The 24,114-nt window shown below is 45.7% G+C and carries 23 protein-coding genes and 1 riboswitch; of the genes, 16 read left to right on the top strand and 7 right to left on the bottom strand.

Features of this window, described 5'->3' with window-relative positions; translation table 11 throughout:
• The first annotated feature begins 56 nt into the window (after positions 1–56).
• From FJQ58_RS29380 to FJQ58_RS29370, 4 genes are read left to right on the top strand one after another with little or no spacing between them, the layout of a single operon-like run.
• A complete protein-coding gene (locus FJQ58_RS29380) occupies positions 57–1,499 on the top strand; it encodes a spore germination protein (RefSeq protein ID WP_238404389.1) in 1,443 nt (480 codons plus the stop codon).
• Between the two features lie 34 nt (positions 1,500–1,533).
• Complete coding sequence (locus FJQ58_RS29375) at positions 1,534–2,742, top strand: Ger(x)C family spore germination protein (protein WP_139998966.1); 1,209 nt, start codon at positions 1,534–1,536, stop codon at positions 2,740–2,742.
• A gap of 1 nt (position 2,743) precedes the next feature.
• The gene (locus tag FJQ58_RS32465) at positions 2,744–2,968 is read left to right on the top strand and encodes a hypothetical protein (protein WP_238404388.1); all 225 of its coding nucleotides are present in this window, start codon (positions 2,744–2,746) and stop codon (positions 2,966–2,968) included.
• Between the two features lie 15 nt (positions 2,969–2,983).
• Positions 2,984–4,066, top strand: coding sequence for a GerAB/ArcD/ProY family transporter (locus FJQ58_RS29370; RefSeq protein ID WP_139998964.1), 1,083 nt, complete (start codon positions 2,984–2,986; stop codon positions 4,064–4,066).
• 39 nt (positions 4,067–4,105) lie between these two features.
• On the opposite strand, the gene trhO is transcribed toward FJQ58_RS29370, so the two are convergent.
• Together trhO and FJQ58_RS29360 are read right to left on the bottom strand one after the other, a co-directional pair.
• Complete coding sequence (trhO, locus tag FJQ58_RS29365; protein ID WP_139998962.1) at positions 4,106–5,002, bottom strand: oxygen-dependent tRNA uridine(34) hydroxylase TrhO; 897 nt, start codon at positions 5,000–5,002, stop codon at positions 4,106–4,108.
• Between the two features lie 120 nt (positions 5,003–5,122).
• Positions 5,123–5,461, bottom strand: a complete 339-nt coding sequence (locus tag FJQ58_RS29360; protein WP_139998960.1) for a winged helix-turn-helix transcriptional regulator — start codon at positions 5,459–5,461, stop codon at positions 5,123–5,125.
• Positions 5,462–5,634: 173 nt separating this feature from the next.
• Here FJQ58_RS29360 and FJQ58_RS29355 point away from each other — a divergent pair, with 173 nt between their 5' ends.
• Positions 5,635–6,660 carry an NADH:flavin oxidoreductase/NADH oxidase gene (locus FJQ58_RS29355; RefSeq protein WP_139998958.1) on the top strand — a complete coding sequence of 342 codons (1,026 nt, stop codon included), beginning with the start codon at positions 5,635–5,637 and terminating at the stop codon, positions 6,658–6,660.
• A 184-nt stretch (positions 6,661–6,844) separates the two neighbouring features.
• Here FJQ58_RS29355 and FJQ58_RS29350 read toward each other — a convergent pair whose 3' ends face one another.
• Positions 6,845–7,723 (bottom strand): LysR family transcriptional regulator, encoded by an 879-nt coding sequence (locus FJQ58_RS29350; protein WP_139998956.1) that lies wholly within the window; start codon positions 7,721–7,723, stop codon positions 6,845–6,847.
• 116 nt (positions 7,724–7,839) lie between these two features.
• Here FJQ58_RS29350 and aroC point away from each other — a divergent pair, with 116 nt between their 5' ends.
• The 3 genes from aroC to FJQ58_RS29335 all read left to right on the top strand — a co-directional run bounded on the left by aroC (position 7,840) and on the right by FJQ58_RS29335 (position 10,656).
• Positions 7,840–8,895 (top strand): chorismate synthase, encoded by a 1,056-nt coding sequence (gene aroC / locus FJQ58_RS29345; RefSeq protein ID WP_139998954.1) that lies wholly within the window; start codon positions 7,840–7,842, stop codon positions 8,893–8,895.
• Positions 8,896–8,999: 104 nt separating this feature from the next.
• Complete coding sequence (locus FJQ58_RS29340; RefSeq protein WP_139998952.1) at positions 9,000–9,968, top strand: 2-hydroxyacid dehydrogenase; 969 nt, start codon at positions 9,000–9,002, stop codon at positions 9,966–9,968.
• 136 nt (positions 9,969–10,104) lie between these two features.
• Complete coding sequence (locus tag FJQ58_RS29335; RefSeq protein WP_139998950.1) at positions 10,105–10,656, top strand: GNAT family N-acetyltransferase; 552 nt, start codon at positions 10,105–10,107, stop codon at positions 10,654–10,656.
• 108 nt (positions 10,657–10,764) lie between these two features.
• On the opposite strand, the gene FJQ58_RS29330 is transcribed toward FJQ58_RS29335, so the two are convergent.
• On the bottom strand, positions 10,765–11,667 hold the full coding sequence (locus FJQ58_RS29330) for a LysR family transcriptional regulator (RefSeq protein WP_139998948.1): 903 nt from the start codon (positions 11,665–11,667) through the stop codon (positions 10,765–10,767).
• Positions 11,668–11,847: 180 nt separating this feature from the next.
• Here FJQ58_RS29330 and FJQ58_RS29325 point away from each other — a divergent pair, with 180 nt between their 5' ends.
• Positions 11,848–12,453: an NAD(P)-dependent oxidoreductase gene (locus FJQ58_RS29325; RefSeq protein WP_162341833.1), complete on the top strand. Its 606-nt coding sequence runs from the start codon at positions 11,848–11,850 to the stop codon at positions 12,451–12,453.
• 80 nt (positions 12,454–12,533) lie between these two features.
• Here the strand turns inward: FJQ58_RS29325 and FJQ58_RS29320 are convergent, their stop codons facing one another.
• Complete coding sequence (locus tag FJQ58_RS29320; protein WP_139998944.1) at positions 12,534–14,579, bottom strand: molybdopterin oxidoreductase family protein; 2,046 nt, start codon at positions 14,577–14,579, stop codon at positions 12,534–12,536.
• Positions 14,580–14,757: 178 nt separating this feature from the next.
• A riboswitch (purine riboswitch) is annotated at positions 14,758–14,865 on the top strand.
• Between the two features lie 76 nt (positions 14,866–14,941).
• Between FJQ58_RS29320 and FJQ58_RS29315 the strand changes: the two genes are divergently transcribed.
• Together FJQ58_RS29315 and FJQ58_RS29310 are read left to right on the top strand one after the other, a co-directional pair.
• Positions 14,942–15,886, top strand: coding sequence for an EamA family transporter (locus tag FJQ58_RS29315; protein ID WP_139998942.1), 945 nt, complete (start codon positions 14,942–14,944; stop codon positions 15,884–15,886).
• A gap of 143 nt (positions 15,887–16,029) precedes the next feature.
• On the top strand, positions 16,030–16,926 hold the full coding sequence (locus tag FJQ58_RS29310) for an NAD(P)/FAD-dependent oxidoreductase (RefSeq protein ID WP_139998940.1): 897 nt from the start codon (positions 16,030–16,032) through the stop codon (positions 16,924–16,926).
• Here the strand turns inward: FJQ58_RS29310 and FJQ58_RS29305 are convergent.
• On the bottom strand, positions 16,919–17,503 hold the full coding sequence (locus FJQ58_RS29305; protein WP_139998938.1) for an ATP-dependent Clp protease proteolytic subunit: 585 nt from the start codon (positions 17,501–17,503) through the stop codon (positions 16,919–16,921). The genes FJQ58_RS29310 and FJQ58_RS29305 overlap by 8 nt on opposite strands.
• Before the next feature lie 182 nt (positions 17,504–17,685).
• Between FJQ58_RS29305 and FJQ58_RS29300 the strand changes: the two genes are divergently transcribed.
• Positions 17,686–18,393, top strand: coding sequence for an RNA polymerase sigma factor (locus FJQ58_RS29300; protein WP_139998936.1), 708 nt, complete (start codon positions 17,686–17,688; stop codon positions 18,391–18,393).
• Positions 18,394–18,530: 137 nt separating this feature from the next.
• Positions 18,531–19,310, top strand: a complete 780-nt coding sequence (locus FJQ58_RS29295; RefSeq protein ID WP_139998934.1) for a Cof-type HAD-IIB family hydrolase — start codon at positions 18,531–18,533, stop codon at positions 19,308–19,310.
• Positions 19,311–19,378: 68 nt separating this feature from the next.
• On the opposite strand, the gene FJQ58_RS29290 is transcribed toward FJQ58_RS29295, so the two are convergent.
• Entirely contained in the window at positions 19,379–19,879 is a 501-nt protein-coding gene (locus FJQ58_RS29290; RefSeq protein ID WP_139998932.1) for a C40 family peptidase, read from the bottom strand.
• Positions 19,880–20,483: 604 nt separating this feature from the next.
• Between FJQ58_RS29290 and FJQ58_RS29285 the strand changes: the two genes are divergently transcribed.
• The 3 genes from FJQ58_RS29285 (at position 20,484) to FJQ58_RS29275 (ending at position 24,112) form a co-directional block, all read left to right on the top strand.
• Positions 20,484–20,750 carry a CD3324 family protein gene (locus FJQ58_RS29285; protein WP_175598030.1) on the top strand — a complete coding sequence of 89 codons (267 nt, stop codon included), beginning with the start codon at positions 20,484–20,486 and terminating at the stop codon, positions 20,748–20,750.
• 166 nt (positions 20,751–20,916) lie between these two features.
• Positions 20,917–21,282, top strand: a complete 366-nt coding sequence (locus FJQ58_RS29280) for a response regulator transcription factor (protein WP_139998928.1) — start codon at positions 20,917–20,919, stop codon at positions 21,280–21,282.
• Positions 21,275–24,112, top strand: coding sequence for an ATP-binding protein (locus tag FJQ58_RS29275; RefSeq protein WP_139998927.1), 2,838 nt, complete (start codon positions 21,275–21,277; stop codon positions 24,110–24,112). Before FJQ58_RS29280 ends, FJQ58_RS29275 begins: the two co-directional genes overlap by 8 nt.
• Positions 24,113–24,114 lie beyond the last annotated feature (2 nt).

The following is a 24,114-nucleotide window of genomic DNA, read 5'->3' as shown; positions in this document are numbered from 1 at the left end:
GAACTCCTGCCATGGAAGCAAACGCTGAAAAAGCTGAACCTAGGATTTCCAAAGATTTGGAACAATCCAGACACCATATAGAACAATCACTCAAAGACTGCAGTGATGCTGCTTATCTTAGTTGCAAGCTTGGCGGTAAGGTGCCAGGCATGTTCGTATATTTTAATGGCCTGACGGATGAGGAACGGCTTAATGAGATTAGGCATTCCATGTTCAGTTGGGAATTCAGCGAGACTGAAGAATGGCTGGAAACGATGGAGCAAGAGGTAACCTCCTTTAGCTGTACGAGAATCGAAACCTTTCAAGAGATGATGAGTCAGCTTACGCTTGGGAATGCGGTTCTGTTTGTTGATGGCTCCGATGGCGGCTATGTATTTTCGCTTGGCGATTGGCGCAAAAGAGCCATTGAAGACCCCGTCGCAGAGTCCGTGATTCGTGGACCAAGGGAGGGCTTTACGGAAACACTGGATGATAATATGTCGATGATCAGAAGGAGAATTCGAACGCCCTCACTTAAGATGAAGGGGATAGAGATTGGGGAATATACGAAAACAAGAATTATAATCGGATATGTTGAGGGGCTGGCTGCACCGGAGCTGATCGCCGAGATTGAACATCGTTTAGCGGCTATCGAAGTGGATGGCATATTAGAGAGCGGAAATATTGAGGAGTTTATCGAGGATCAGCCATACTCCCCGTTCCCGCAGTTAATATCAACCGAACGTCCTGATACGGTCGTTGCCGGCCTGCTGGAGGGAAGGGCAGTCATTTTGACAGACAATACCCCTTTTGTGCTTATTGCACCGATAAGCATTTTTTCATTGCTTCAGTCACCAGAGGATTATTACCAGCGGTTTCTTATTTCTACTTTTATCCGTTGGTTGCGTTATTTATTTTTTCTAGTCGCGTTGCTTGTACCTTCGGCCTATGTTGCTTTATTAACGTACCACCAAGAAATGATACCTTCAGCCTTGCTGCTAAGTATTGCAAAATCAAGAGAATCGATCCCGTTTCCTGCTTTGGTTGAGGCATTTATTATGGAAACGATGTTTGAAGCGCTACGGGAAGCGGGTGTAAGACTCCCCAAGCAGGTAGGTGCGGCGGTTAGTATCGTGGGGGCTTTGGTCATTGGACAAGCAGCTACCTCTGCCGGGCTCGTGTCTTCACCGATGGTTATGGTTGTAGCGATCACGGGGATTGCTTCCTTTTTGCTGCCCCATTATTCGGTAGGCATATCTATTCGGCTATTGCGGTTTCCAATCATGCTGCTTGCAGGTGTTCTTGGTTTGCTCGGGCTGCTGATGGGTGTAATCGGCATCGTGATCCATTTGAGTGGTCTACGTTCGTTTGGCGTTCCTTATTTATCGCCGCTTGCCCCGTTAATGGCCGGAGAATGGCAGGATGTAGTTATGCGTCCACCAGCATGGAAGCCAAATCGGAGACCGCGCTTCACGAGAAGCGGAGGCAGTATTCGTAGAACGAAAGGTTCAAAACTTTAAGCCTGATACATCAGCAGAAAGAGAGTGAACAGCAATGAAGCGACGTATGATTCGGGCAATGTTATGCGGCCTCCTTTGTTGGAGCGTTCCTCTCTTGACGAGCTGTTGGGATCGAGTCGAAGTGAATGATATTGCTATCATTGTTGGGGCTGGTATCGACCAAATGGATGGAAAGCAGGTGAAGCTATCAGCGGAGATTTATATCCCTGTAGAAAGTACGGGGGAAGGTCAGGAGAGCGGTATGAAAGCGGGGAATGGCAACGGTAAAACATTTGTTTCCAGTGCGGCAGGCTCCTCCATGGCTGAAGCGATGTACAAGCTCCAAGAGCGGCTTTCCCGCAAGCTGTATTGGGGCCATAATGATATTTTTGTCATTGGGCAAGCGAGGGCCGAGCACGGCATTGAGGATGACCTTGATTTTATTCTGAGATACGTTCGGATGCGCGAGAGAGCAAACATTTACATATCGGAAGGCAGCGCTGTTGATGTGCTAGGCATTATACCCAGGCTAGAACCAAATTCGATGGAGGCATTAAGCGAGCTGTCTAAAACAGAAATCAGCATTACCGTTGATCTAAAGGAAATTATTGAACGAATTGTAGAAACGCCTGATGAAACCTACGCGATTCCGTATATTAATCGCGGAAAGCTATTAACAGACGTGAGCCATGTGCGCAACCCGAACGTTCCTTATTTTAGAGGCATGAGTCTATTCAAGAAAGGAAAAATGAACGGAAATTTAAATTCCGACTTAACATGGGGATATTTCTGGATCACGAATCAAATCAAAGGCAATACAATTATTAGTTTGAAAATGCCGGAGGAACAAACCTTAGCCGTCCTGCTCACTCACAGCAAAACAACGCTGATTCCTTCAATCACGCCGGATGGAAAATGGAAGATGAAAATAAAGGTTCGCGGAGAAGGGAATCTGCTGCAAAATACAAGCTCGCTCGATTTTATGAATCCAGCCCAGCATAAGGCTATGATCAAAAAAACGAATGAAGAGGTAGAGATGAGCATCAGGCAAGCGTTAAAGGTACTTCAAAAAAAATACAAAACCGATGTCTTAGATTTCGGCGACCGTTTCCGTAAGCTTGCTCCAAAGCAATGGCAAAAAGAAAAGAAAAACTGGAGTACTATGTTCTCGGAAATAGAGACGGAACTGGATGTTGAAATCAATATCCAAAGACCAGGCATATTAAACCAAAATATAAAAAAAATGAATCGAGTGAACAACTAATATGTCATGGCATACTCTTATCACGATTTGGGTGCTTATCGGAGGATATGGGATCGTGAATCCATCCTGGAAAAAACACGATAAAAAAGAGAAAAAGGTGCTGTTCAGCTTATTATTCATTGCTTTTGTCTTATCGCTGGGACTAGGATTGAATCCAAATTTGCCTGGTCTTACCGAATGGGTCAATGCACTCTATCGGCCTCTTCACGGCTGGTTAAGTCCATAGGAGGAGGTAATTTAAATGAAGAAAAAAATATCCTCATTTCAAATGTTTCTTCTAATGTTTCAAATGATTTTGAGTTCTTCCGTACTTCTCATGCCTTCGATTACAACGATGCTATCTGGTAAAGACATGTGGATGACGCCTATCTTTAGCATGCTTGTTGGTTACCTTACCGTTTGGGTAGCCTTCAAGCTATATAAACTGGCACCGCATGGATCATTCGTAAAGTTGTTGGAATCGTCGTTCGGCAAAGTGATTGGAAAAGGTATGAATATATTGTTCATCATCTTTCAAGTTCATATCATAGCGATTGCTACACGTGATTATGGGGAGTTCATCGTAACAAATTTCTATTTGAAAACACCGGTCTACATTATCATTATCAGCATGCTAATTCTATGTGCTTGGGTAGTTAGCGGTGGAATTGAAGTGTTAGCTCGAACGGGACAAGTGTTTATTCCCATCATAACGATTTGCACGTTGTTCATTTTCATTTTTTTGATTCCAGAACTTGATCCATCTACGATATTTCCTATGTTCGAGAAGGGAGCAGCCCCCGTCTTTAAAGGTTCAGTTGTAGTTGCAGGCTGGTTTTGCCAGATCTTCTTAGTTATTTACATCTTGCCTTATGTCAAACAAGAGAATACCATTCAAAAATGGGGGTACATTTGTGTAACGGGGATTGGTTTATTAATGCTAATCGCGAATATTACCGTATTTATGCTTATGAGCGAGAGTGCTTCCTTTTACAATTATCCTGTCTTTACGGCAGCTCGGTATATCGCCTATGCAGAGTTTTTCGAGCATGTGGAGGCCATCGTGATGATGGTGTGGGTGCTTGGCGAATTTTTCAAAATCAGTTTTTATTATTTCACCATCTATTTAAGCTTATCGGAAACGCTGGAACTTCAAAAACCAGTGGTCATTATATTACCGATAGGACTGCTGCTGTTGTTATCAACATTTTGGCTTGCGAAGGACTTCCAAATGATAGGGGACTTTATTTCAAAATCGGGAACGTTATATATCTTAACGGGATTTTTTATTTTCCCGCTTGTTATTTATGCTCTTACCGTAATAAAACAGCGATTAAAGGCCTGAGAATTCAAGCTTTTGATCGCTGTTTTTAAATGAAATGAATTATTTGACTCCCACGACATGCTCTTCGCATTCGCTGGAGCAGAAGCCATGTTTAGTCTCTAAACAGTCATCGCATACGATATGCTGAAGATGACAGGAATCATCTGCGCAATTAATGTAAGTATCTGCTGGATTATCGCAGTGGTGGCATTTCCCCACAACGATAGCTTCGTCCGTCTGATTGATCACGACAGAGGTTCTCTCGTCAAACACATAACATTTGCCATCGAATAATCGGCCTTGGACTTCCTCGTCCTTCCCGTAAGTAACGATTCCGCCTTCTAGCTGATACACGTCATTAAAGCCCTCGCTCATCATCACGCCCGTAAGCTTCTCGCAGCGAATGCCACCCGTACAATAAGTAAGAATAGGCTTGTCCTTGAAATCAGCCATATTCTCGCGAAGCCATTCCGGAAATTCCTTGAAGGTTTCCAGATCCGGCCTGATCGCATTGCGGAAATGGCCTAAATCGTATTCATAATCGCTTCTTCCATCGAGTACGATCACATCTTCTCTTTGCAGATACTCGTGGAACTCCTTTGGCGACAAGCGTGTTCCGCTTAGCGTATTCGGGTCTAAAGGCTTATCGTAACGAAGAGTAACAAGCTCTTTCTTGTAGCGGACAAATATTTTTTTGAAGGCATGCTGGTCTGTCTCATCTATTTTATAAACAATGTCCGAAAACAGAGGATTCTCACGCATATGCGCCATGTATTGCTCGGTTTGTTCTACAGTTCCTGATAGCGTACCGTTAATGCCTTCGTCAGCAATAAGAATACGGCCTTTTACATTTAACTCCTTGCAATAGGCAAGATGCTCCGCAGCAAATTGCTCTGCATCGGGAACAGCTATAAATTTATAATACAATAAAACGCGAAATTGATTGGCATCGCTCATCGTAGTTTTTCCTTTCCGGTAAACAATTAAAAGCAGTCTATATTATAGTTGAACTTGATAGGAATTTCAACAGTAAAACCAATGAACAACAGGATTCTTCGGTAGGTGTTTGGATAGACGTCATAACGTCAGACCAAATCGCTTAAGCTCGATAAACACCGGTTCCAGTTGTTTACCTTTATCCGTAATGGTGTATTCTACTCTTGGAGGAACCTCGGCATAAATCGTTCGTTTCACAATCCCTTGCTCTTCGAGCTCTTTCAGTCGGAGGGAGAGTGTTTTTGGACTAATGCCTTCCAAGGATTTGAGCAGTTCACTGAAACGCAGCGTTTGTTCAACAAGCAAGTCGCGAATGATAAGAAACGTCCACTTGTTTCCAATAATCTCAAGAGCTTTGCCTATGACGCAAGGAATGCCCGGTGTTCCGCGCTTTAATATCAGCGGTTCTTGCTGGTTCATATCGAGATCCCTCTTTTTTTATTTTTTCATTTGAGACCAAGTATAGTACAAAAGTAACTTTTCGGAAACTATATGTAAAAAAGATCAGTACTTTATTTTCTTTATTTTCTTTGTTTACTATGTTTAAAATAGAAAAGGGAACACGATCCGAAGAAACCAAAGGAGAGAACGATATGACTGTAACTCATTTAAATACACCCTTTACCATCAAAAATCTTGAGCTTAAAAACAGAATCGTTATGGCGCCTATGTGCCAATATTCTGTGGAAGCCAAGGATGGAACACCGAATGATTGGCATTATATCCACTATGTTTCGCGAGCGATAGGCGGGACGGGACTCATTATTATGGAAATGACCGACGTTGATCCTGACGGACGGATAACAGACCATGATCTCGGGTTATGGTCCGACGAGCAGGTGCCTGCTTACAAACGGATTATTGATGAAGTTCATAAATATGGCTCAAAGATCGGCATTCAAATCGCACATGCGGGCCGGAAGGCAGAGGATGCTGTAACGCCAGTCGGTCCTTCGGCAATACCAGCAGGTCCTAATTACAGAACGCCAAAGCCGCTCTCAACGGATGAAATTAAACAAATTGTGGAGCAGTTCAAGCAAACGGCTCGAAGAGCCGTAGAGGCCGGTGTGGATACGATCGAAATTCATGGAGCGCATGGTTATCTGGTCCATCAATTCCAATCGCCAGAGATCAATAAGCGCGATGATGAGTATGGCCAGGATTATGCTAAATTCGGTGTAGAGGTCATTCAAGCAGTCAAAAGCGAAATGCCATCTGATATGCCGCTAATCTTACGAATTTCTGCGATCGAATACATGGATGGCGGGTACGACCTTGAACATAGTATTGAACTCAGCAAGAAGTACCTTGCTGCAGGTGTTGATATCTTTCATGTTTCCAGTGGAGGCGAAGGTCCGTCCGGCACGCGCAAGCCCGGCAATTATCCCGGTTATCAGGTCCCGTTTGCGCGAGCATTCAAACAAGCATTGCAAGTTCCAGTCATCGCCGTCGGTATGCTAGAAGACGCCAAGCTTGCAGAAGCGACCGTTGCGAGCAAGGATGCTGATCTCGTAGCTGTAGCCCGCGGAATGCTGGTTGATCCTTACTGGGCTCTCCATGCCATTCAAGCCGTAAAAGGAGAAGCAGCGCCACCTAAGCAATACGAGAGAGCATATTGATACGTATTCGCAAGACGTCGCAGATCGGAATAGAAGCATTCCTCTAAAGCTAAGGCAAAGAAACCCCAAAATACGCTAAGCCCAATCGGCTTGGCGTGTTTTTGGGGTTTTGTCATTTCACCCTCTGCATTAAAAGGCCGGGGGAATAGGAGCATGCCGCTCATATTTCTTTCATAAGCAACCATCATTGGAATAATGCCATAAACCGGCTGGCGGCAATGGAGAGAACGGTGTCCTTTCGGATGGCAAAGCCAACCGCGCGGGGCGGGATCGGGACGGTTGTCTGCAGTTCGAGCAGCTTACCGTCTATTAATTCCTGATTGACGAAGGATTGTGTCACAAATGCCGCGCCATAGCCTCGGCCAGCAAGCTCAATCAGCATGTCCATGCTGCTTAGTTCCATATCGGCTTCAGCCGTTATGTCGCCTGCCGAGAACCATTTCTCGACATATTGCCTTGTGCTGCTGCCCTCTGACAGAAGAAGAAGGGGAAGGCTGGACAATGCAGCGGGCGTGATCGGTGTTTCTGCTAAATGCTGATATGACCGCCCTACCACGAAGCAATCTTGGATCGTAGTGAGATGCTGAACGGATAACTCATGATCAGACAGCGGCAAATGGACTAATCCGACGTCAATTTGACCAGACTTTAAGCGAGACCGAATATCCGATGTTTTGCCTTGGGAGAGCCGAATACGCACGCTAGGATGCTCGGCATGAAATGTATCGAGTACAGGGAGCAATAAATGCTTAATAATCGGCCCGCTTGCGCCAATTCTTAGCTCGCCTGCATTTAGATCCTTTAGGGATTGCAGCCTGCTCTCGCCCGCGAACAGGGTCGTGAAAGATTGCTCCACATAGCGGAATACTTCAAGACCCTCAGGCGTCAGCTTCACTCCTTTGGACAATCGGTTAAACAGTTTAACCTCTAGCTGGGCCTCCAATTGCTTTAGCGCATAACTAACCGACGGTTGCGTGATGTGCAATTCAAGGGCTGCTTTTGTCAAATTGCCTAATTTGGCTGTATGCCAAAAAATACGGTACCATTCCATATTCACCTGCATGATATCACTTCTCTCTATGTCAATGCTTTAATATTTTGATTTCATTTATTTCATAATCAAAATTATAATGGATATAGATTGAAAGCGTCAAAGCCAGATCCAAGGAGGACAACAAGATGGCAGGAAGCACATACGGCAGCAGCTTTAAAATTACAACCTTTGGCGAATCGCATGGCGAAGCTGTAGGGGTGATCGTAGATGGCGTTACACCAGGCGTGGAGTTAGATGAGAAGTATATCCAAACGCAAATGGACCGCAGGAAACCGGGGCAGTCTTCCGTAACTACACCGCGCAAGGAATATGATGTGATTAGCATCTTGTCGGGGATGTTCGAAGGAAAAACGACAGGCACGCCGCTCTTTATAATGCTTCATAACAAGGATATGAGACCGGATGCCTACAATGACATCCAGTATTCATTCCGTCCAGGGCATGCCGATTACACCTATCTAAAAAAATACGGGCTTCGCGATCACCGCGGCAGCGGCAGAGCCTCCGGCAGAGAAACGGCAGGTCGCGTCGCTGGCGGCGCAGTTGCACGCAAGCTGCTGGAAAACAAAGGTATCAGCGTCGTAGCCTATTCCAAGGAAATCGGCGGTATCAAATGCGAAACATTCCTTGAGGATGAAATAGAAAAAAATGCCGTTCGCGCATGCGATCCTGAGGCCGCTAAGCGCATGATCGAAAGAGTAGAGCAGTTGGCTGCGGCAGGAGACAGCTGCGGCGGGATTGTCGAATGCAGAATTAGAGGCGTTAAGCCAGGCATCGGCGAGCCTGTTTTCGACAAGCTGGATGCAGAGCTTGCCAAAGCCATGCTTTCCATTGGCGCCGTCAAAGGCATTGAATTTGGCGCCGGATTTGCGGCAGCGGACATGCTTGGCAGCGAACATAACGATGAGATGAATAAGGACGGGTTTTTGAGCAATAATGCAGGTGGCATCATTGGCGGAATCAGTACGGGAGAAGAAATCGTGTTTCGGATCGCAGTAAAACCAACCTCCTCCATTTCCTTGCCACAACAAACGATGGATATTCATGGCCAGGAGAAAATGATTGAGACGATCGGACGACATGATCCGTGTATATGCCCACGCATCATCCCTGTCGTTGAAGCGATGGCATGTATCGTAGTTGAAGATTTGATGAAAAGACACGCAGCCATGTTTGCATAGATCCAAGGAGAGAGCGGCCTCAATCGGCCGCTCTCTTTCCATTTGTACGAGCATTCGTTGATTATGCTATGCTTATACCATAACAGGATGGGAGGAAAAAGAAGATGAAACCAACGGTTTTTTTGGATCGAAAGGTACCCTTGGAGGTTGAGGAATTTATCGCTGAGCATTGTACGATTGACAAATGGGATGGCGATGGGCAAATTCCTCGGCAACAGCTGCTTGAAAAGGTGGCGAACGCAAACGGGCTGCTTACGGCAGGCGCGTCTATTGATTCCGAGCTCATAGGGCATGCCCCGCAGTTGAAGGTCGTGAGCAGCATTAGCGTGGGATATAACCATTTTGACTTAATTGCAATGAAAGACCGCGGCATCATCGGAACCCATACGCCACATGTGTTGAATGATACCGTTGCCGATCTGGCATTTGCTCTTATCCTCGGAGCGGCTAGACGGGTAGCAGAGCTTGATCGGTACGTGAAGGACGGACAATGGAAAAAAGGCGACGGCAAGACCTTATTCGGGACTGATGTTCATCATGCCAAGCTTGGCATCATCGGCATGGGGCGGATTGGTGAAGCGGTAGCACGCCGGGCGAGGTTCGGATTCGAAATGGAAGTGGCTTATTATAACCGCAGCCGAAAGCTTCATGCTGAAGAACAGCTCGGCGTCCACTACTCCGAGTTAAATGAGCTGCTCGCAAGCTCGGATTTTGTGGTGATGCTAGCGCCATTGACACCAGAAACGAATCAGCTAATTGGGAAAGCACAATTCAGCTTAATGAAGCCATCTTCGATTTTTATTAATGTGTCACGGGGGCAAACGGTAGACGAGAATGCATTGGTCGAGGCCCTTCAAGCAGGCACGATAGCTGCCGCTGGACTCGATGTGTTCGAGATAGAACCGATACCGCCCAACCATCCCTTTCTTCAGATGCCGAATGTACTGACGCTGCCGCATATCGGATCAGCTACGACGCAAACGAGAAATGATATGGCCATGCTTGCTGCCAAAAACTTAGTTTACGCCTTAACCGGGCAAACGCCGCCATGCATCGTTGACGAACTAAGGTAGCTCAAGTTTATTTTTATCAATCAATAGAAATTGTCTATTGGATACCTGCTTGAAGGGATGATACAGTGAATAAACGGAATCCCGATTAAATCAATCGGCATTGTTCGTTCTATCAAATGAAGCAGGGGTGAAATAGATGAGCGAAAACTATCGGCTCGCGACTATGCAAGACGCGCCGCGCTTACAGCATGTCATTTACGAGGCTTATATCACCATCAGGGAATTGGAGCTCCATTGGCCGGCGGCACATGCTGATTTGGCTTTAATTCAAGACAATATCCATTCCAATGAATGTTATGTGCTGGAGAAAGATGGCGTAATTGCCGCAACGGTTACTTTGTCCAAAGGCGAAGAGGTGAAGGCTGTCACTGATTTTCCGTTTATCAAATGGTTTGCGGTAGATCCTTCTTACCAAGGTGCAGGTCTCGGAGACAAGCTTCTCACATGGGTAGAGCAGAACGTTATCCGTGATCGGGTAGGCGCTGCTGCCGTAACGCTGGCCACCGCTGAGAAGCATCCATGGCTGCTGCCAATGTATGAACGCAGAGGTTACGAGAAGCTGCATGTATTTGATTTTGACAACGGCGATGGACCGATGCACTTATTGCGCAAAATCGTAAATCCCGATTTGTATGCCAGCTTGCAGCTAGGTAAAGACAAGCAAACGATAGGCAGCAGCAATGATTAGTTGTTGATGTCATCCTTCATAATGAAGAGCCATTCCGAATCCGGTCTGGCTCTTTCTGCTTTCACGATCGATACGAGGAGATCTAATTGGAAGAAGAATGTGCCTGCCTTAAACTGCTGAAACACTAATATCTCTTTGCGCAATATGATTTTTCAGAAGTTCGATAAAGGCTTTCGCCGAGCTGCTTAAATATTTGCCTTGCTGATGGACGATTGCGATTTGCCTGATTAAACAAGGATTCGTTATTTTAACCGCCTTCAAGGCATGATTGCCATTCAAACGAATCAAGGTTCTGGAGAGAACCGTTACGCCTGCTCCTGCTTGTACTAGGCTGAAGATCGAATCAATCGTATTGGTTTCAATCAGTGGCTTGAAATGAAGACCAAGCGAGCTGCAGGTGGCATCTATCAACTGGCGGCATTTATGATCAGGCGGAAATAAAATAAGGGGCAGCTGCTGCAGCGATTGGAACTCGATGCTTTTGGCATTCGCAAGCGCGTGTCCCATTGGAACCATCATGTAAAATTCTTCTTCGTACAAAGGGATTTTTAAAATGCGTTCATCCTCGGCAGGATGGATAGTCACGGCTAAATCAAGCTCATTATGAAGCACACGCTCAAAAATATCGCCTGCCGCAACGATTTTTATCTGAATTTTTGGATATAATCGGTTGAAATCGACCAGTAACGAGGCAACTAGCTGATTAAGCTCACCAGGCAAAGAACCGATCGTTAAGGTCCCACGCTCAATAAGATGCAGCTCATCCATTTGTTCTTTGGCACTTTGCAAAGCCTGAAAGAGAACACTCGCCTGTTGTTTCAAAATGAAGCCGGCTTCCGTCAACGAGATTTTTTTGCCGATGCGGTTAAATAAGGGCAAGCCAAGTTCATCTTCAAGCGCCTTAACTTGATGGCTAAGAGTGGGCTGCGTCACGCCAAGCCGTTCTGCTGCACGCGTAAAATGCAGCTCTTCGCAAATGGTTACAAAATACTCTAGCTGGCGTATTTCCATGGACAAGCTCCGTTCACATTTTTATATATCATAGCTTAATGGTTGAGGAATTTCTATGGAATAGCGGCAATTTCCTTTTTAAGGAATGAACATTTGGCTTCTTGCTTTACTTTTGCCGCCGAGTAGGAAATGATGATAGGACCTACAAAATAATATGAACAGATAAAGGAGTTTGGGCTAGTGAGTTTGCTGCTTATTGGAGCCACAGGGAAGACCGGGCAATACATACAGCATTTTATCGAAGAAAAGGGACTGCAAGCTAGGCGATTTGTCCGAATGCCGGAGCAAGTTCAGACTGGAAGCATTCTTGGCGATATTCGGAACGAACAGGATGTGCTTCAAGCCATGTCGGGTGCAGAAGGGGTGATATGCGCTTTGAACACCGAAGGAAACGGCACGCTTCTAACCGGAATTCAGCATATCGTCAGATCCATGCAAGAGTTTAAAATCAAGCGGCTTGTGACGATAGGAACGGCTGGTATTTTGCAAAGCGAGCTTCAGCCGCATCTCTTGCGCTACCAATCCATCGAGAACAAAAGGGTGAACCATGAAGCGGCCATGGAGCATGAGCAAGCTTATTGCGCATTGGCTGATTCAAACCTGGATTGGACGATTGTATGCCCAACAAGACTTGTTCAAACGGAGTTCACGGGCGAATATCGCGTGCGAAAAAATATTTTGCCTACGGGAGGTTCGCAAATTTCATTTGCGGATACAGCACATTTTGCGGTTTCTTCTTATTTGAATCAGACCTTTGTGCGGGAGCGCGTGGGAATTTGCTATTAGCCAGCCGAAGGGGCATCATTACAAAAAACAGTACACCGCGTTATGGGTGTACTGTTTTTTGGGATTTTTAAGCGATCATGTTACTCCAGCTTCAAGACTTCCACGCGATTGGAGAAGAAGGTGGCACCGCCGCCCATATCAGCTAACCGCTGAGGCGTAAGCGTATTGACGGCCTGATGCCCTTTTTTCTGGTCATCCCACCAAAGTCCTTGGGTTACGAGAACGCCAGGAAGCACATCATGGCCGATTCGAACCGCCATTTCCACTTCGCCTCGGTCATTACGTATTTTTACCCGTTCGCCATCCTTGATGCCAAGCTCATCCGCATTCTGACTATGCATGTGGAGGAGAGGCTCCTTCTCCAGCTTTTGGAGACGTTCTTGATTGCCAAATGTCGAATTGATAAAGCTATGGTTAGGCCCAGTTGTGAGCAGAAACGGATACGTATCAGGCTCGCGCAGCGGCGTGTAGTCAGGCACGGGCGGCAGCCCGGCTTGCGCCATCGCATCGGAATAAAGCTCGATTTTTCCCGACGCTGTCGGTATCATTTCGGTCACTGGAGGGAGCTTGCCACCGCCAGCCTTCATCCATGTATTTGTTTTCAGCGTCTCATAGGTGATGCCCTCCAGAAGCGGATTGTTCTCGCTATCGAGTGCCTCGGCTATCATTTGTTCCTCGGTTAGATTAAATTCAGCTTCTTCGAAGCCCATGAGAAGAGCCAGTTCTTTAAATAGCGTAAAATTCGATTTGCATTCGCCCATCGGCTCCATTATGGGCTCATGAAGCTGCAAATACAAATGCCAGTACGAGGTATACAAGTCCAAATTTTCAAAATGCGAGGTGGCCGGCAAAACGAGATCTGAATATTTGCAAGTATCCGTCAGAAACAGATCATGCGTAACCGTAAACAGATCCTCGCGCAGCAGACCCTCCCGAACCCGGTTCTGATCGGGCGCTACGACTGCTGGATTGCTATTGTAAACAAATAGCATCCGGATCGGCGGAGAGAGCTCCAGCAGCGCTTCACCAAGCTGATTCATGCTTACCGTGCGAACCTCAGGATCTGGCAATAAATCCGGTCGTTCGAGCTTCATGCCATTAAGACGGGAATACCAGCTGTTGCCTTTCATGGCACCGCCGCCCTGAACTCCCCATTGTCCAGTTAGTGCAGGCAAGCAGGATATTGTCCTAACGATCATGCCGCCGTTGTCATGATGCTGGAGGCCATTGCCAATCCGAATAAAAGAGGGGGAAGTGCTGCCATACAAGCGGCCAAGCTCCTCGACTTCAGCTGCCGGAACGCCTGTTATCTCTTCCACGCGCGTCGGCGTATATTCTGCTGCTTGTTCGAAGAGATCTTCATAGCCTAGCGTGTTTTGTTCAAGAAACGCCATATCGGTAAGCCCATCACGGATTATGACATGCATCATGCCTAAGGCGAGCGCTGCGTCCGTGCCCGGACGAAGGTGGACGAAGCGGTCTGCCCAGGCGGAAGTGCGATTACGGTGAACATCGATATGGATGACGGTGGCGCCGTTTTTTCTAGCTTCGGTAGCTAACATCGTCTGATGCATATTCGTGGATACCAAATTGCAGCCCCAGATGAGAAACAGCTTCGTATGCACGGTATCCTCAGGATCGATGCCGATTGAGCCTCCCATCGTGTAAGAATAACCTTTGGAGCCTGCGGCATTGCAGATGGCGCGATCGAGCTGGCTTGCGCCAAGCCGGTGGAAGAAGCGCCGATCCATACTTTCTGAGTTGAGGACGCCCATATTGCCATAGAAGCTGTAAGGCAAGATAGCTTCTGCGCCATTCTCACTTATGATCCTTCTCATGCGTGCAGAAATTTCCTTGTATGCTTCGTCCCATGTAATGCGTTCGAAAGCAAGCTCACCCTTTGGCCCGGTGCGCCGCATCGGATACAGCAGGCGTTCAGGGTGGTAAACGCGGTCATTAAGCTGCCGCACTTTATTGCAAATCGCTCCACGTGTGACAGGATGCTCGGAATCACCCGTAATTTTCGTTATTTTCCCTTCTTCGAACGTCACGCTGAGGCCGCAAGTATCCGGACAATCAAAAGGGCATACGGAACGGACCGTTCCATTCATAGCAGGTTTGATCATTATCGTTCACTCCATCCTGTAACCAATATCATGTCTAAATATCATACCATATAAGAAATGAATATCATTTCGATTTTGCTCACTCTATGCTGAAAGTAGCAGCCTAATTATTCTTTTCCAACATATTGTCTATTGACAGTACCTCACTTCTCATGTAACATCTGTACTATTGAACACGAGTCCGCATAACTGAATAATTCGTATAACCTCACGGAATTTATTTTACAGGGTGAGGGTTTCTACGGGAAGCCTTAACTTCCTAACTACGAATATGCGATCATTGCACAATGATCCTATATTCGTCGTTAGGATTTTTTTGTTTTTATTGATTTTGCAAAAGACAGGAAGGAGCATTACTACAGATGAAGTATATTTTATCCGTATTTTTAGGAGCGGCCAGCTATGGCATATTATCCACAATCGTAGTGCTGGCATACGGCAACGGTTATCAGCTTGGAGAGGTCGTGGGCAGCCAACTGCTAACCGGCTTTATCCTCGCATGGGGGCTGGCGCTGTTTATGAAATGGCGCGAGAAACAGGGCAAAGGAGGCAGCAAGGCTGAGAAAGCGGCGAGCTCAAGCAACGCAAGCCGCCTAACTTGGAAGCATCGGCTGCTATTGATGGCAGCCGGCGCGCCGACAGCGATTACTGGGTTGCTCTATTATCAATCCTTGCGTTATATTCCTGCATCATTAGCTATCATTTTGTTATTTCAATTCACATGGATTGGCGTTTTAATTCAAGCAATCAGCCATCGTAAACGTCCGAATGGAATTATGTTGTTTACGATCGCAATTTTGTTCGGCGGGACGATGCTTGCTGCCGGCATCATGGAGCAGGGCACAGGCCAATTCAACATCATGGGTGTTGTGCTTGGGCTTCTTTCAGCGGTAAGCTATTCGTTATTTATTTTATTCAGCGGAAAAGCCGTACCATCCGTACATCCTGTTTATCGCAGCGCATGGATGATAACGGGCGGCCTAGTGCTCGTCTTTATTTTGTTCCCGCCGGCCTTTTTGTTCAATGGTCTCATTTGGGGCGATCTGATGCTATACGGCTTCTTGCTGGGCATGTTCGGCGCTTTTATTCCACCCGTACTGTTCGCGGTTGGCGTACCGCATATTGGAGAAGGCATGGCCGGCGTTCTTGGTGCATCGGAGCTTCCGGTAGCGGTAATGCTGTCATCACTCGTTCTTAACGAGCATGTGAGCGCACTGCAATGGGCAGGCGTTGCGGTCGTACTCATTGGAATTGCGCTTCCGGAGCTTATGAAGCTTATGAAGCGAAGAAGATTAAGTTTACAGTAAATTGCAAGTTAACAAGCCAGCTGTCTCCGTCGAGACCGCTGGCTTGTTTTGTTATATCTTGCTGCATACCCGACATTCATTTCATCAATACTAAAGATTCAACCATGGCAGGCAATATGAAATTAGCTTACGGAGGGAAGACAATGCGTTACGACTGCCTGATTGTTGGCGGGGGATTTGCAGGCCTTCAAGCGGCAATCCAATTGGGACGTTATCGCCATAGCGTGGCAGTTATCGATGCCGCAGAAGGACGATCCACCATTTGCAGGAGCTATCATAATCTAATCGGATTCCCAAACGGCATTAGCGGCTCGGAGCTCCTTGCCGCAGGCCAACTGCAAGCAGAGCAGCTTGGCGTTCGTTTTATTAAGGCAACAGCCAGTCAAGCACAGCCTACGGCAGATGGTTTTCATATTGTCTCAACCGATAAGCAAAGCTATTACGGGAAAAGGCTGTTAATTGCAACAGGGGTCAAGGACCGGCTTCCTGATTTCCCGGAACTTTATCCATGCATGGGCATCAGCGTCTTCATTTGTCCGGATTGCGATGGTTATGAAATCACAAATCAACCGACACTGGTGATTGGTTCTGGTGACGCTGGTGCGAGAATGGCTTTAACCTTAACGCACTGGACGTCCGAGCTTATTTACATCAATCACGAACAGTCACCACTTAGTGAAGATGTCCACAGTCAGCTAACTAGCAAGAAGATTAGCTATGTTAGCGAACCGATCCGCTCGGTTTTGACTGATCAATCACAATTTCTCGGTATCCATATGGAGGATGGCTTAACGATACTCCGTAAACACTGCTTTGTTGCAATGGGAGGGAATCATGTGCAATCTGATCTCGCGATACAACTTCAGGCAAAAGTAGCGGATAACAATCATATCATTGTTAATCCGCGTACCAAGCAAACAAGCGCCCCCTATGTATGGGCGGCGGGAGACGTAACCGCCCATTCGGAGATGGTGACCATTGCGATGGGTGATGGCAGCCAAGCGGCGATCTGGATGCACAAAAGCCTAATCTCTACATAGACGTAATGATCTTGTCGATAATTCCGTATTCCAATGCCTCTTGAGATGACATATAATAATCTCGATCCATATCCCTTTCGATTTTTTCGATGGGCTGTCCCGTATTCTCTGCTGAGATTTGATTTATCTTTGCACGAATATTCAGTACGCGTTTGGCGCTGATTGCGATGTCACTAGCCTGGCCTTGGACACCGCCATGAGGCTGATGGATCATAATCTCACTATTCGGCAGCGCGCCACGGTGTCCTTTCTCACCTGCCAGCAGCAAAATAGCGCCAAAAGAAGCGGCAAGCCCTGTGCATATGGTGTGTATGGGCGGCTTCACGTAATTCATCGTATCCAGTATGGCAAAACCAGCTGACGTGGAGCCGCCAGGACTGTTGATGTACATAAAAATCGGTTTATCCGGTTCTTCTGCAGCTAATAGCAGCAGCTGCGCAATGATGCTGTTGGATACTTGATCATCGATGGCGGAACCAAGAAAGATAATGCGATCTTTGAGTAGTCTGGAATAAATATCATAGGATCTTTCGCCGCGGCTCGTTTGCTCAACGACATAAGGTACAAATGGGCTCATGTTTGTTTGCCTCCAATAACATTTGATTGCTTTCGATTTGAAAACGATTAAACGATGGCAAAGGATACGGAAAAGAAAATTCTTTTTATGCGTATCTTTTTGGTGAGTTCATTCGTTTATTTCAATAAGGATAACTCCCTTTACCTGGCGTGAGTCAGGATAGAGCTTGAGGAGGCAGAAGGATGGCAAATAAGCCAATGGGAATTCATACTTTTAACATGGACGAAAAAATCGAGCACTTGCATGGTACGGTTCAAAAATATTGTTTGTCCTTAACGAAATCCAAATGGGATGCCGAGGATTTGGCGCAAGAGACTTGGCTAAAGGCAATTCGGGCAGCAGAAAAGGGCAATCACAATAATCCGGAAGCACTGCTGCTGCGTATCGCCAAAAACACATGGATTGACGAGACGAGGCGACGTAACCAGTACTCCCGCATCCTTATGCTAGAAAAACCTACTCCAGCCGAGCCAGAAACAGATTCTATAGAATTAGAAGAATCCATGCTTGCAATATTGAAGCATCTGTCGCCGCTACAGCGAACGGTTTTTCTTCTTCGCGAGGGATTGGGGCTTTCCATTGCAGACACTTCGGAGCTGCTGCATTTGTCTACGGGAGCGGTTAAAGCAGCTCTTTATCGAGCAAGAGAAAGATTGCAGGAGGTAAGAAGCAGCCTTGAAGCGGATGCGTCAATACAGCCGCTAAGCGACGATCAGCAAATGTTGTTCAACGCAATAACTAACGCTTATCGAAACGGAGATTTGAATAAGCTTATAGAACTAGCCATGCTGGACGAAGCTTTCGCCGCAATCCGATTCACCAGAAAAACACGCGTGAAAACGAACAGCCGAGCAGCATATATCCATTCCACACTCCAAATGGCTGCTTAAGTCTTGTCGTCTAGGTTCGATAATAAACGGATGCCGTGAGCGGCATCCGTTTATTTGTCTATATTCAGGCCACGCCCGAGAACACAAGAAATAGGGTATAATGAAGCTTATGATACGAAGGATTGAGGGCACTGAACATGACAAAAAAACTATTATTTTTCGATATTGACGGAACGCTGGTGGATCACGACAAAAAAATTCCTGAATCAACGAAGGAAGCCATCGCGGAATTGAAAAAAGAAGGGCACGAGGTAGTCATCGCCACAGGCAGAGGGCCTTTCATGTTAAAACCTGTAAGCGAAGCATTGCAAATCGAATCCTATGTTAGCTTTAATGGTTCCTATGTCGTATACAACGGGGAAGTGATTTATAGCCACCCGATTGATGCTAAGCGTCTACTTGAGCTAGCCCAAATAACAATCACGAATAAGCATCCACTGGTGTATATGACGCCGGACGGCATGCGTTCGAATTCGCTGCAAACCGCCTACGCGGAGGCTGCAGACGAGCCATTAAAGCTGCGGCTTCCGCCGTTAGAGCCTGATTATCACATTGGAAAAGAGATCTATCAATGCTTGCTCTATTGTAAAGAAGAAGACGAAGGATACTACAAAACAAACTTTTCTGAATTCGGATACAACCGTTGGCATAGGTATGGTAGCGACATCCTTCCGCCAGGCGGTTCTAAGGCAAAAGGCATCCAAGCGCTAATTGAGCGGACAGGTGTGAATCATCAAGATATTTATGCTTTTGGCGATGGATTAAATGATCTGGAGATGCTTCAATATGTCCATCATAGCGTAGCGATGGGGAATTCACCTGATGTCGTGAAGAAAACAGCCCGTTATGTCACGAAGGATGTAGCGGAGGACGGCATTCGGTATGGGTTGAAGATGCTAGGTTTGTTAGGAGACTAGAAGCAGATGCAGGGTGCAACAAAAAGAGGCTTATCTTCGTCTACAGAAGATAAGCCTCTTGATTATCATTAAATTACGCGGCGTGCAGTGACGTAAGTCTTGTCCCAAGTGCTGCCGGCAAAAGTAGAGATTGTAACGCCAACGCCTACTCTATACGTATGAAGCAGCTTGCCATTGCCGATATAAATGCTTACATGGTTAATGATGCCATCACGGTTCGTGTCGGAGAAAATGAGATCGCCCGCTTTAAGATTGCTTCTTGATACGTAATAACCTGACTTTGCTTGCTGCTTGGATGATCTCGGAAGACTGATTCCATTTTTTTTGTATACGTATTGAGTGAAGGAAGAGCAGTCAAAAGCACTAGTAATACCGGAGGATGCTCCGAATTTATAAGGCACGCCGACATACTTCTTGCCTGTGGCGATTACTTTCGATGCTGTTGATGAGCTTGTTGCCGCTTGCGCCTCTTGAGGCAGCGCGAACGAGCCTGCGGAAATGGCAATGGATAGGCTAATGCCAATTCCTGCTATTACTTTGCTAAAGCGTGTTTTCTTTGAGTTAATCATGATATTCCTCCTAGTATTATGTAGTTTGTAAATCCGCTAGAAATACCATAACATAGATTAATTACCCACAAATTACCTATGAGGAAAAAAAGCCTTGATACGACTATATAAATTGGCATTTATTAAAAAGTCATAATAAAAATCTCATTTTTATTTCTTGACATTACTAGAGTTGGTAAAGTTCAGTTATAGCTGTTTTTACACTTTCTTGTATTTGCTCCGAGGCTATATAATGATGAAGTCGGGCCGACGAATCAATAGGAAAGGAGCTGATCGATTTGATTAACAACTTGGAGGTGATCTCCGTTTAAGCGGAGATCACCCATAGGAAGGAGGCCGCGAGGCCTCCTTTTCATTCTCATATGACAGGCCGAAAAATAACTGGAAATCATGTCAAACATTTCTTGTCAACTGTAAAGGCTTACAATATACTTATAAAGTACTTATACAAAAGAAGTTACTATGGGAGATCTGGCAACCATGGCTTTTTTTATTTCGAGACGCGAATGGTTTACAAATAATCGAAGGGAGGCAGTAAAGATGTTAAGAGTTACGACTATGAATGATATGACTAAGCTGAGTTTGTTCGAGGAGGACGTTTATTGTGAACTACAAAAATGGGAGAGATGTGCTTCCCCCTAGTTTGTTGAAGGAATTGCAGAAATACATTCAGGGAGATCTAATTTACGTTCCTAAAGCCGCTGATCAACGGGCGCATTGGGGTGAGGTCAGCGGAACGCGGAAACTGCTGGCGGAACGAAACAAGGAAATTTATCTCTACTACACGAGCGGCTGGACCGTAGCGGATCTGGAGCGGAAATATCATTTGTCAGGGGAGAGCATCCGCAAAATTATCGTTAAAGCACGGTAATCCAGCCTGACAAAAAAGCAGATGCCTTGAGGCATCTGCTTTTTTTTGCATACAAATTCATCCGCACTTAAAGGGATTGTTTGTCGAATGTCGAACTCCTATTATGTAGTTTTATGGCATTCTATGTCGAGAAGAGCTAACGAACAACGCAGTGGAGGATATCAACATGAAAACACTATTAATTGCCGAAGACGAACCAATCTTGCGTATGCTGATTATGGATACGCTGGAAGATGAAGGTTATGCACTGGAAGAGGCCGCCGATGGAGAAGAAGCATTGGAGAAAATAAAAGAAATTGATTTTGATTTGGTTATTCTCGATTACATGATGCCTAAGATGACGGGTATAGAAGTGATCGAGAAGGCAAGGCAGCTGGAGAGCCGCCAGCAATCCAAGATTTTAATGCTCTCAGCCAAGAGCCAGCAAGCTGAGCAGGATAAGGTTATTCAAGCGGGTGCTGACGGATTTATGTCAAAACCGTTTAGTCCGTTGGAGCTTATCGATAAGGTAGAGGAGATGCTTCGTGGGTAAGCTGCAGCACTATTATAAGAAAAGCATAACGCGGCAGTTCACATCAATGATGATACTAGCGCTAACCTTGATTTTGGTTGGTGCTGTTTTTGTGCTGCTCAGCACCGTGTTCATATTAAAGGATTATGAAGAAGAAACGACCGAGCTGAGGGAGAAACAAGAACTGGTGTCCCAAATTGCCGACCATTCTAACGAAATTATTTTGCGCGCTCGCGGCTACTATGTTTATTTATCGGATTTTGAATATAATCAAATTTTTATCGAAAAAACCTCACTGGATCAGGCGCTTGCCGAAATTAAAGTATTGAAGCTCAGTGCTTCAGAGCAAGAGGTCATGCAAAATATCGAATCTTTTTTCATAGATTATTTCGATCAAATTCTTCCCAAAGCCATCGAATACTCCAAAGTGCAAAATTATGATGCCCTTCGGGTGCTGGTCTCTGCTGGAGAAGATAATCCTGTGAATAAACTGATCAGTTATTCGCGCGATTTTGAGCATCAAGTTCAGACCATTGCGGAAAACAAAAACGCTCAGCTTATTCAGAGTTTATCCTTTCAAGCTTTGCTGTTTATTGCTTATATCCTTTTAATACTAGTTGTTTCTTCCGTTATTACAAGAAAAGTGGCGAAGGATGTTGGGGTACCGCTTCAGAAGTTAACCGGATATGCCCGGCGGTTTGCGGAGGGGGAGTTCATTGAGGTTGAACACATAACCCGTGAGGATGAGCTTGGCGAGCTGGCCCGAACATTCCAGAGCATGATGGCCCAAATTCAAAATAAAGAGGAAGAGCTAGTCGCTCAAAATGAAGAGCTGTTCGCCCAACAGGATGAACTGCAAGCACAGCAAGAAGAACTACAGCAGGCGCTTGAGCGTATGGAAAAAAATGAACAGTATTTGGAGAAACGGAATTTGCTAGTGCAATCGTTATCCAATACGCTAGAGCAGCATGAGCTGCTGGAAAGCATAATAAGCAATATGGTTGCTATTACGGATTCGGATAAAGGATTCATCGTGATGATGAACCGTGAGCATTCTTATGCTTCAATCGGCATTTCTGAACACGCGGCTGCCCAGTTTATCGAAACGATAGACGAAGGAATTTTACTTCGGGCCCTTCAGACGAAACAAGCTTACTCCATTACACGCGATTGTACAGCACCAGAGCAAGGCTATCATGAGCAAGCCGCTAGAGCCACCGACCTTATTCTGCCTATATTGAACGCTAACGAGGAAATGGTCGCTTGCATTGTCATCACCAAAGTAAACCGCGGCATTACAAAGCAAGAAGAGATAGAAATTGTAAGCATGGTGAAGCAGATTTCATTGGCGTTCGATAAATTGTATTTGTACGAGCAGTCAGAAAAGCAGCGTCTGATGACAAGTGACATGTTAAATACGGTACAAGAAGGCATACAACTACTGGACCTCGATGGAACCACCCTACAAGTTAACCGCAAGATGTCTGACATCTTCGGGTTATTTCAACAATCGGATGGTTCGATTCATTTGCCGCTTGAGCAATTTAAATTCGCTGTGCAATCCACCGTTGTTGAAGCAGAGCCATTCCTTCAATTTATGGAGGCACTTGTGACGACTGGGCATTTGAACGGTCTTCGAAGCATGAATTACGAAATTACGGAACCGGAACGGAAATTCATTCAAATTTATGGTGAGCCGCTATATCGGAACGGCCAAAAATTCGGATTGCTTCTTGTTCACCGGGATATTACGAAAGAGTATGAAGTGGACCGGATGAAATCAGAGTTTGTCAGCACAGTTAGCCATGAGCTGCGTACTCCGCTTGCCAGTGTCCTTGGGTTTGCGGAGCTGCTGCTGCATCGGGAGCTTAAACCCGAACGGCAGCGAAAGTACATCACAACCATTCATCAAGAAGCCCGAAGGTTAACGACGTTAATAAATGATTTTCTTGATTTGCAGCGGATGGAGTCCGGAAAGCAAACGTATGAAATCAAATCCATCTCGTTAACGTCATTAATTAATGAAGTTATTGAGATGCAGCAATTGTCTTCAGGCAATCATCAAATCGTATGGCAAAACGATGCTCCTGAGGCAACCCTTCTGGCAGACCGCGACAAACTCCAGCAGGTTTTTATCAATTTGCTTAGCAACGCAATTAAATACTCTCCGAATGGCGGACAAATAAAGCTCTATTGCGGCATGAAAGATGATAAAATCATAGTACGCATGGAAGATCAGGGGCTTGGCATTCCGAAGGATGCTCTACCTAATCTATTTAAAAAGTTTTACAGAGTAGATAATTCAGATCGCAGAGAGATTGGCGGCACCGGTTTGGGACTTGCAATCGTTAAAGAAATTATTACCAGGCATGAAGGGTCAATTGAAGTGGAGTCGGAGTTTGGGCACGGCAGTACCTTCACCGTTACGCTGCCATCAGCGAGCCCTCATCCTTTAGAAGAGGATGAGCAACGGGTATTTGTAGGGACCGAGACGACTATTCAAGTCATGTTAATCGAAAATGATCACAACCTATCGATATTGTTACGAGATGAGCTGCAATCCAGCGGATTTCATGTCCATTTGTTTACGGAGGGTATGAAGGCCATTAATGAGATCGAAACGCTCAATCCCGATATTGTCGTTATTGACCTTATGCTGGAGCCAGACATCACCGGTTGGGATATTATTAGCAAAATCAAAAAATCAGAAGTTCTGCATAACAAACCGATCATCATCTCCAGTGCATTTGAGGAGAAAGAGAAGGCTGCACAATGGGGAATCAATGCCTTTCTAGTAAAACCCTATTTACCCGGCAGACTAAGTGCAGCCATTACGCACATGCTGCGATAATC

This window comes from Paenibacillus paridis (assembly GCF_006345825.1).
GTDB lineage: Bacteria > Bacillota > Bacilli > Paenibacillales > Paenibacillaceae > Pristimantibacillus > Pristimantibacillus paridis.
Note: the sequence above shows the minus strand (reverse complement) of the source record. Positions and strands in the feature narration are given on the sequence as shown.